Origin of the sequence: Streptomyces sp. OfavH-34-F (assembly GCF_022347745.1) — a bacterium.
In the GTDB taxonomy this organism is placed as follows: domain Bacteria; phylum Actinomycetota; class Actinomycetes; order Streptomycetales; family Streptomycetaceae; genus Streptomyces.
Map to the genome: position 1 here is coordinate 1 of NZ_JAKRGC010000267.1, position 9084 is coordinate 9084.

The 9084-nt window shown below is 71.6% G+C and carries 8 protein-coding genes; 4 read left to right on the forward strand and 4 right to left on the reverse strand.

The genetic code is table 11. From position 1 onward, the window contains the following. Positions 1-268 precede the first annotated feature (268 nt). The gene (locus MHW47_RS27580) at positions 269-1912 is read right to left on the reverse strand and encodes a protein kinase (RefSeq protein WP_239226476.1); all 1644 of its coding nucleotides are present in this window, start codon (positions 1910-1912) and stop codon (positions 269-271) included. 358 nt (positions 1913-2270) lie between these two features. Here MHW47_RS27580 and MHW47_RS27585 point away from each other — a divergent pair, with 358 nt between their 5' ends. Further along, positions 2271-3953, forward strand: coding sequence for a protein kinase (locus tag MHW47_RS27585; protein ID WP_239226477.1), 1683 nt, complete (start codon positions 2271-2273; stop codon positions 3951-3953). A gap of 12 nt (positions 3954-3965) precedes the next feature. Here MHW47_RS27585 and MHW47_RS27590 read toward each other — a convergent pair whose 3' ends face one another. The 3 genes from MHW47_RS27590 to MHW47_RS27600 all read right to left on the reverse strand — a co-directional run bounded on the left by MHW47_RS27590 (position 3966) and on the right by MHW47_RS27600 (position 6207). Next, on the reverse strand, positions 3966-4970 hold the full coding sequence (locus MHW47_RS27590) for a phosphotransferase (RefSeq protein WP_239226482.1): 1005 nt from the start codon (positions 4968-4970) through the stop codon (positions 3966-3968). A gap of 63 nt (positions 4971-5033) precedes the next feature. Continuing rightward, positions 5034-5459, reverse strand: coding sequence for a pyridoxamine 5'-phosphate oxidase family protein (locus tag MHW47_RS27595; protein ID WP_239226478.1), 426 nt, complete (start codon positions 5457-5459; stop codon positions 5034-5036). An 88-nt stretch (positions 5460-5547) separates the two neighbouring features. Beyond that, positions 5548-6207, reverse strand: coding sequence for a response regulator transcription factor (locus tag MHW47_RS27600; protein ID WP_239226479.1), 660 nt, complete (start codon positions 6205-6207; stop codon positions 5548-5550). Between the two features lie 339 nt (positions 6208-6546). Between MHW47_RS27600 and pdhA the strand changes: the two genes are divergently transcribed. From pdhA to MHW47_RS27615, 3 genes are all read left to right on the forward strand, one after another. Next, on the forward strand, positions 6547-7707 hold the full coding sequence (gene pdhA, locus MHW47_RS27605) for a pyruvate dehydrogenase (acetyl-transferring) E1 component subunit alpha (protein WP_239226480.1): 1161 nt from the start codon (positions 6547-6549) through the stop codon (positions 7705-7707). Positions 7708-7709: 2 nt separating this feature from the next. Next, the gene (locus MHW47_RS27610) at positions 7710-8690 is read left to right on the forward strand and encodes an alpha-ketoacid dehydrogenase subunit beta (protein ID WP_239226481.1); all 981 of its coding nucleotides are present in this window, start codon (positions 7710-7712) and stop codon (positions 8688-8690) included. Between the two features lie 12 nt (positions 8691-8702). Continuing rightward, positions 8703-9084 (forward strand): biotin/lipoyl-containing protein (locus MHW47_RS27615; protein WP_308381721.1); only part of this gene is annotated, 382 nt, incomplete at its 3' end.

A 9084-nucleotide genomic window follows, 5' to 3' on the forward strand; every position in this document is an offset into this window, starting at 1 on the left:
GGCGGGTCCGGACGGGCCCGGCGAGGGCGACCCGGTCACGGAAGGGGCCGAGGGGCCCGCGGCGGTGGCCGGGGCGGCCGCGCCCAGCGTCGCGGCAGCCGTCAGCGCCAGGCAGGCCACGCCGCGCGAGGAGCGCGTGGAGAGCTGTCCCGAAGCCATGCCGCCACCGTCACACGCGGCGGCACGAGAGGCATCTGGGACGGGCCGTACGGATGGCACCCGTCCGCCGGCACCCCTCCGCCGGCACCCGTCCGTGCGCGGGGAAGAACTACGCGGGGTCTCCGGTCGAGATCTCCAGCTCGAAGTGCGCGCCGGTCTCGGGCACGGCCGTCCCGGGGGACGGGAACTGGTTGATGACCTGGTCCTCGGCGTAGGCGTTGCCCGCCACCTTCTTCACCTTGATCGTCCAGCCCGCCGCGTCCGCGCAGGCCCGCGCGGACAGGATGTCCTTGTACATGAAGTTGGGGGCGTCGACCTTGTTGGGGTCGTTCGTGTCCTCGCTGGCGTCCGTGCACTTCTCGGTCTTCATCGTCCGGTTGCGCTCCGGGGGACGGTGTTCGCCCGAGGCGGAGGGGCCGGGCTTGGCCTCCGTGTCGTCCTTCTTGTCGCCGCCGTTGAGCGCGATGACCGTGATCAGGCCGCCGATCGCGACCAGCGCGACGACGATCGAGCCGATGATCACCGACCTGTTCGGCTTCGAGCCGCCGCCCGGCGCGGCGGTGGACGCCGTCTGCGGGGAGATCGTGAACGGCGGGGGCGTCGACTGCATCGGCGCCATGGGCGCTGGGCTCTGGTAGGCCGGGGCGCCGGTCTGCGGGTAGCCGTACGACGGGTTCGTGGCCGGGGCCGGGGTGGCCGGTCCGTACGGGGCGGGCTGCTGCGGCTGGTACGGGCCCGGCTGGTACGGCGTGTGGACGCCCTGCGGGGCCGCACCGGACTGGTCGACCGGCGGGAAGACCGCCGAGCCGACCCCCGAGCCGCTGTTGGCCGGGGCGCTTCCGTTCGCCACGATCACCGGGGCGCTCGTCGGGCCGCCCGCGCTCAGCACCCGGGCGATCTCGTCCTGCATGGCCGCGGCGCTGGGGAAGCGTTCGTTCGGGTTCTTCTTGAGGGCGCGGGCGACGAGCGCGTCCATCGCCGGGGTCAGCGAGCGGTTGATCGTGGACGGGGCGACCGGCTCCTCCTGGACATGCGCGTACGCGATGGCCAGCGGGGAGTCCGCGTCGAACGGCAGCCGCCCGGTCAGCAGTTGGAAGAGCATGATGCCGACCGAGTAGAGGTCGGAGCGCGCGTCCACCCCGCGGCCCAGGGCCTGCTCGGGGGAGAGGTACTGCGGGGTGCCGACGACCATGCCGGTCTGGGTCATCGACGTGACTCCCGACTGCATGGCGCGGGCGATGCCGAAGTCCATGACCTTCACGACGCCGCGCTTGGTCACCATGACGTTGCCCGGCTTGATGTCGCGGTGGACCAGGCCCATTTCGTGGCTGGTGTCCAGCGCGGCCAGCACGTCCGAGGTGACCTTGAGCGCCTTGTCGGCGGGCATCGCGCCCTGCGCCCGGATGTCCGCCGCCAGGACCGAGCCGAGCGGCTGCCCCTCGACGTACTCCATGACGATGTACGGCATCAGCGCGCCGCCGAGTTCGTCCTCACCGGTGTCGAACACCGAGACGATGTTGGTGTGCTGGAGCTTCGCGACGGCCTGCGCCTCACGGCGGAAGCGCTCCCGGAAGGACTGCTCGCGGCCCAGCTCCGTGTGGAGCGTCTTGATCGCGACCTGCCGGTCGAGCGCGGTGTCGTACGCCAGATATACGGACGCCATCCCGCCTTCGCCGAGCAGATCGCGCAGCTGGTAGCGGCCGCCGGCGACCGCACCGCCCGCATAGCGACCCTGCGTACCGTCCTGGCTCATGACTTGCTTCCCCCTCGGCGCGCGACCCACGCGATCTCGGCGCGCAGCTCACGCGATGATCCGTATACCGGGCCAAGTCTGCCCGAGGGGTACGACACGTCAAGCCGGGTGCCCGTTCCGTGACCGTACGCGCTGGAAGCGTCTCGGAAGCGTTACAGGATCAGCATGGAATTTGCGCCGGTGGCGCGCCAGCCGATTGGATGGCCGGTCCGGCGCCGAATCGGCCTGTCCGACTGAGGCTGTAGCGTGACGGGGCAATGCGACCGGCAACGCGGCCGGCACCGCAGCAAGGCACCGTGAGACCCCGCGGACGCGCGGACGCGCGAACAGACGCGGACAGATACGACGGCGAGGACTGATGGCACCCGAACCCGAAGCAAACGGCGGCGGCGTTCCGGATGGCACCGATTCCTGGGGCATCGGCGGGGTCGTCGGCGACGGACGCTACCGGCTGACCCACCGGCTCGGCCGGGGCGGCATGGCCGAGGTCTTCGCGGCGGAGGACGTCCGGCTCGGGCGTACGGTCGCGGTGAAGCTGCTCCGCTCCGACCTCGCCGAGGACCCGGTCTCCAAGGCCCGCTTCACCCGCGAGGCACAGTCGGTCGCCGGGCTCAACCACCATGCGGTGGTGGCCGTGTACGACTCCGGCGAGGACACGGTGGCCGGCCAGACCGTCCCGTACATCGTGATGGAGCTGGTCGAGGGCCGCACGATCCGCGATCTGCTGATCAGCGCCGAGGCGCCGCCGCCGGAGCAGGCGCTGATCATCGTCTCCGGGGTGCTGGAGGCGCTCGCCTACTCGCACCAGCACGGCATCGTGCACCGCGACATCAAGCCCGCCAATGTGATCATCACCCACTCCGGCGCGGTCAAGGTGATGGACTTCGGCATCGCCCGCGCGCTGCACAGCGGGCAGGCCACTATGACGCAGACCGGCATGGTCATGGGCACCCCGCAGTACCTCTCCCCGGAGCAGGCGCTGGGCAAGGCCGTGGACCACCGCTCCGACCTGTACGCCACCGGCTGCCTGCTGTACGAACTGCTGGCGCTGCGGCCCCCCTTCACGGGCGAGACGCCGCTCTCCGTGGTCTACCAGCACGTGCAGGACACTCCGATCCCGCCGTCGAACGTCCTGGACTCGGTGCCGCCGGAGCTGGACGGGCTGGTCATGCGCTCGCTGGCGAAGGACCCGGACGACCGCTTCCAGAGCGCCGAGGAGATGCGCGGGCTGGTCCAGTACGGCCTCCAGATGCTCCAGGTGCAGGGCGGCCACACGGGGACGTGGAACACCGGCCCCGTGATGCTGAACGACGGGCCCGCCACCCCGCCCGGCGGGATGACCGGCGCCACCCGCGCCATGGGCTACCCGCAGCACGGGGACACCTCCAAGGCGCCGATCCTGCCGCCGATGAACCCGGACGACGGCGGTTACGACGGCGGCAGCACCCGGCAGGGCGGCAACGGGCGCGGCAAGCTGCTGCTGTTCGTCGTGCTGGCCCTGATCGCGATCGGCGCGGGCGTGGCCATCGCCATCAGCGCGGCAGACGGCGGCGGTACGAAGCACGAGAAGAAGCCCGCCGAGACCTCCAGTTCGCCGAAGCCCACCAAGGAGTCCCCCACGCCGACCCCGGAGGACACCCAGGAGACCCGGCAGCCGGGCGGCAACACCGGCGGCGGCTGGAACGACAACACCTGGCAGCCGTCCCCCTCCGAGACCCCGACCTCCGAGTCCCCCTCCGCGACCGCCCCCGCACCGGGCACCGGCGGTACGGACGACGGCGGCACCGAGGACGGCGGCAGCACCGGCACCGGCGACGACAGCAGCGGCGGTTCCGGCGACAGCGGCACCGGCACCGACGGCGACCCCGGCACCACCACCGAGGGCGAGACCGGCGCCAACGGCGGCGACACCGCCGGTGAGGGCACGTCCAGCGGCACCAGCCAGGGCGCGTCCAGCGGTGCGGACGGGGCCGCGGGCGGCGCCGCCGCAGGGGCCTCCACCGGGACGAACACGGCCGGCGCGGGATCGGCCACCGGCTGAGCCCCGCATCCCCTACTCCGTGAACGCCTCGCGCACCGCGTCGTACTCACGGGTCCACCAGACCGCCAGGGCCGACACCGCGGGGAACTGCGGGTCGGCCCTCCGGTCGTTCAGGCAGTAGCGCCACCGGAGTATCCAGAAGTCGTTGAGCCGCTCCCACCAGACCCGGTGCACCGCCGCCGCCAGTTCCGCCGCGCCCGCCCCGGCCGCCCGCCGGTAGGCCCGCGCGTAGGCCCGCACCTTGGCCAGGTCCAGTTCGCCGGCCGGCCGGACGAAGAAGATCGCCGCCGCCCGTACCGCCTCCTCCGCCCTCGGCTGGACGGCCAGCCGGTCCCAGTCCAGGATCGCGACCGGTTCGGCGTCCCGGTAGAGCACGTTCAGCGGGTGGAAGTCGCCGTGCACCCAGCCGGTCGCGGGCGCGGCCGGTTCGGGAGGGCGGCGGTCGGCGTACCGTTCCAGCAGGGTCCGCCGCTCGCGCAGCCGGTGCTCGGCCAGCTCGTCGAAGGAGTCCCGGGTGCCGCGTCCGCGCGCGGCGGCGAGCAGGTCGCCGATCAGCGCGTAGGTGTCGGCCGCCTCGGGGCTCGCGTAACCCGCCGGGCTGCCGCCGGGGACCGTCTCCGTGTCCCGTTCGCCGTCCATCACCTGGGCGAGACCCGTGTGTACGGCTCCGAGGAGCGTCCCGAGCCGTGTCGACTGGGCGAGGGTGAGCTGGGCGCCGCCCCGGTGCAGGCCGTCCACCCACGGGTGGAGGGCGTAGCGGTGGCCGGCGATCTCGGTGACCGTCTCGCCGTCGCGGGCCTCGACCGGCGGGGCGACGGGCACACCGAGTGACTGCAGGCGGCGCGTGGCGCGGTGCTGGCGGACGATGGTGGCGCGGCCGCGCGTGGCATCGTCCGAGTGATGTTTGAGGAAGTACGACCCACGGGTGGTGGACACCCGGTAACCATGGTTGAGCAGGCCCTGGGACAGCGGGGTGCAGGTGAGCGGCTCACCGGCGTGCGGATAACGGCGAAGCACCTCGCCGACCGGGGGTACCGGCGGGGAGGCTACAGATGAGCGCGACACGCTTCAGATGTTAGATCACGCTGCGTTGCGGATCTGCTGGCTTGCGTGGAAGTCCAGAGTGTGCACGGTGACGAAGTGAGGCTCTAGCCAAAGGTACGAGGGGGCGAAGGGTTCGCCGTTCACCTCGATGGGCGGCGGCCCGAAGAGTTCGCGCTGGGCGGGCGTCGGCTCGACGATCCGGGCCGGGCCGGTGAACTGCACCGACCACAGGTCCTCGGTGCCCACGGGGGCCGTGTTGAAGTTGTCCGCGCCGTAGGCCACGACCGCGCCGTCGCAGGCGCCGTGGTGGCCGAGGCCGCTGTGCATCCGCAGCACGACGCGGCCGTCGATGACGATGTGCCGGGCCACCGTCAGGATCGGCAGGGCCCGCATGCTGGTTGCCAGCCGGCCGTAGGGCACCCGGCCGAGCAGGTCGATCGCCTGGAGTTCCTCGTGGGACATGCCTCCACTGTCGGACACCCGTGAGGAGCGGATAAGAGGCCGGGGCCCCGGTTGTGACGGGACCAAAGTCCCGTTCCGCGCCTTCGGCTCAGCGCTTCTCGGCCTGGAGCCGGGCCACGTACGCGGCGGCCTGCGAGCGGCGCTCCATGCCCAGCTTGGACAGCAGGCTGGACACGTAGTTCTTGATCGTCTTCTCGGCGAGGTGCAGCCGCTCGCCGATCGCCCGGTTGGTCAGGCCCTCGCCGATCAGGTCGAGGATGCGGCGCTCCTGGTCCGTCAGGGTCGCCAGCTTCTCGTCGCCCCGGCCCGCCTTGCCGTCGCGCAGCCGCTCCAGCACACGCGCGGTGGCCACGGGGTCGAGCAGCGACTTGCCGGCCGCCACGTCCCGGACCGCCGCCAGCAGCTCGTTGCCCCGGATCGCCTTGAGCACATAGCCCGCCGCGCCCGCCATGATCGCGTCGAACAGTGCCTCGTCATCGGCGTACGAGGTCAGCATCAGGCAGTTGATCGAGTCGTCCTGGGAGCGGATCTCGCGGCAGACCTCCACCCCGCTGCCGTCCGGCAGCCGTACGTCGAGCACGGCCACGTCCGGCCGGACCGCCGGAATCCGCACCAGCGCGTCGGCCGCCGTGCCGGCCTCGCCGACCACCTCGATGTCGTCCTCCATCGAGAGCAGCTCATGAACTCCGCGCCGGACGACTTCATGGTCATCGAGCAGAAAAACGGTGATTTTTCCTTCTTCGCGCACAATCGCAGTCTCACACACTCGCCCCTTCCCTGCCGCTGCCCGGCGGGATAACGTGCCGTTGTTCCGGCGGCCTGCGAGGCTGTGATCAGTGCTGTGACCAGCAAGCCTTTCCGAATTCCTCGATTTACTTGGATATCCAAGCAAAATCGCAGGTCAGGAAGGGTTTCGCAGTTACGCGAAGCACTGGGTAACGTGCCTTGGACAGGGCGCTCGCCGGGGCACCTGTCACGCCTGTTTCCCGGACCGAGCGGCACCCACCCCGTGCACGGGTCGGACACAGGCGAGCCGCACTGGTCTCCCGGCAGACCCCGGGGGCCGGACCGACGGAGGAGCACGCACGTGACCGTGGAGAGCACTGCCGCGCGCAAACCGCGACGCAGCAGCAAGCGGACCAGCGCCGCGAAAACGCCCGCGAAGGCGCCGGAAAGTTCCGCACCCGAGCTCGTACAGCTGCTGACGCCCGAGGGCGAACGCGTCGAGCACCCGGACTACTCGATCGACCTGACCGCGCAGGAGCTGCGCGGCCTGTACCGGGACATGGTCCTCACCCGTCGCTTCGACGCCGAGGCCACCGCCCTCCAGCGTCAGGGAGAGCTGGGCCTGTGGGCCTCCCTGCTCGGCCAGGAGGCCGCCCAGATCGGCTCCGGCCGGGCCCTGCGCGACGACGACTACGTCTTCCCGACCTACCGGGAGCACGGCGTGGCCTGGTGCCGCGGCGTCGACCCGACCAACCTGCTCGGCATGTTCCGCGGCGTGAACCACGGCGGCTGGGATCCGAACAGCAACAACTTCCACCTGTACACGATCGTCATCGGCTCGCAGACCCTGCACGCCACGGGTTACGCCATGGGCGTGGCCAAGGACGGCGCGGACTCGGCCGTGATCGCGTACTTCGGGGACGGCGCCTCCAGCCAGGGCGACGTCGCCGAGGCGTTCACCTTCTCCGCCGTCTACAACGCCCCGGTCGTCTTCTTCTGCCAGAACAACCAGTGGGCGATCTCCGAGCCCACCGAGCGGCAGACCCGCGTCCCGCTCTACCAGCGCGCCCAGGGCTTCGGCTTCCCCGGCGTGCGGGTGGACGGCAACGACGTGCTGGCCTGCCTGGCCGTCACCCGGTCCGCCCTGGAGCGGGCCCGGCGCGGCGAGGGCCCGACCCTGGTCGAGGCGTTCACGTACCGCATGGGCGCGCACACCACCTCCGACGACCCGACGAAGTACCGGGCGGACGAGGAGCGCGCGGCCTGGGAGGCGAAGGACCCGATCCTGCGCCTGCGCACGTACCTGGAGAAGCAGGGCACCGCCGACGAGGCGTTCTTCACCGCCCTGGACGAGGAGAGCGAGGCGCTCGGCAAGCGCGTCCGCGAGGCCGTGCGGGCGATGCCCGACCCGGACCGGATGGCGATGTTCGACCACGTCTACGCGGACGGCAACCCGCTCGTGGATGAGGAGCGCGCCCAGTTCGCCGCCTACCAGGCATCGTTCGCCGAGGAGGGCGAGTAACCATGGCCGTGGCAAAGATGTCCCTCGCCAAGGCGCTCAACGAGTCGCTGCGCAGGGCCCTCGACACCGACCCCAAGGTCCTCATCATGGGGGAGGACGTCGGCAAGCTCGGCGGCGTCTTCCGGATCACCGACGGCCTCCAGAAGGACTTCGGCGAGGAACGCGTCATCGACACCCCGCTCGCCGAGTCCGGCATCGTCGGTACGGCGATCGGCCTCGCGCTGCGCGGCTACCGGCCCGTCGTGGAGATCCAGTTCGACGGCTTCGTCTTCCCCGCGTACGACCAGATCGTCACGCAGCTCGCGAAGATGCACGCCCGCGCGCTGGGCAAGGTCAAACTCCCCGTCGTCGTGCGCATCCCGTACGGCGGCGGCATCGGGGCCGTCGAGCACCACAGCGAGTCGCCCGAGGCGCTGTTCGCGCACGTCGCGGGCCTCAAGGTGGTCTCCCCGTCCAACGCGTCCGACGCGTACTGGATGATGCAGCAGGCCGTCCAGAGCGACGACCCGGTCATCTTCTTCGAGCCGAAGCGGCGCTACTGGGACAAGGGCGACGTCGACACCGAGGCCATCCCCGGCGCGCTGCACGCCGCGTCCGTCGCCCGCACCGGCACGGACCTGACGCTGGCCGCGTACGGGCCGATGGTGAAGGTCTGCCTGGAGGCCGCCGCGGCCGCCCAGGAGGAGGGCAGGTCGATCGAGGTCGTGGACCTGCGCTCGATGTCCCCGATCGACTTCGACACCGTCCAGGCGTCCGTCGAGAAGACCCGCCGCCTGGTCGTGGTCCACGAGGCGCCCGTCTTCTACGGCTCCGGGGCCGAGATCGCCGCCCGCATCACGGAGCGGTGCTTCTACCACCTGGAGGCGCCCGTGCTGCGGGTCGGCGGCTACCACGCCCCGTACCCGCCGGCGCGGCTGGAGGAGGAGTACCTGCCGGGCCTTGACCGCGTGCTCGACGCCGTCGACCGCTCGCTGGCGTACTGAGGAGAGAGGAGCGTGACCACGATGACCGACACTGCCAACGCTGCTCGCTTCCGTGAGTTCAAGATGCCCGACGTGGGCGAGGGACTGACCGAGGCCGAGATCCTCAAGTGGTACGTCCAGCCGGGCGACACCGTCACGGACGGCCAGGTGGTCTGCGAGGTCGAGACCGCGAAGGCCGCCGTCGAGCTGCCGATCCCCTTCGACGGGGTGGTGCACGAGCTGCGCTTCCCCGAGGGCACCACGGTCGATGTGGGCCAGGTGATCATCTCGGTGGACGTGGCGCCGGGCTCGGGCGACGCGCCCGCCGCCCCGGCCGCCCCCGCCGCCGAGGCCGCCCCGGAGGAAGCCCCGGCGGAGGAGCCCAAGGGCCGTCAGCCCGTGCTCGTGGGGTACG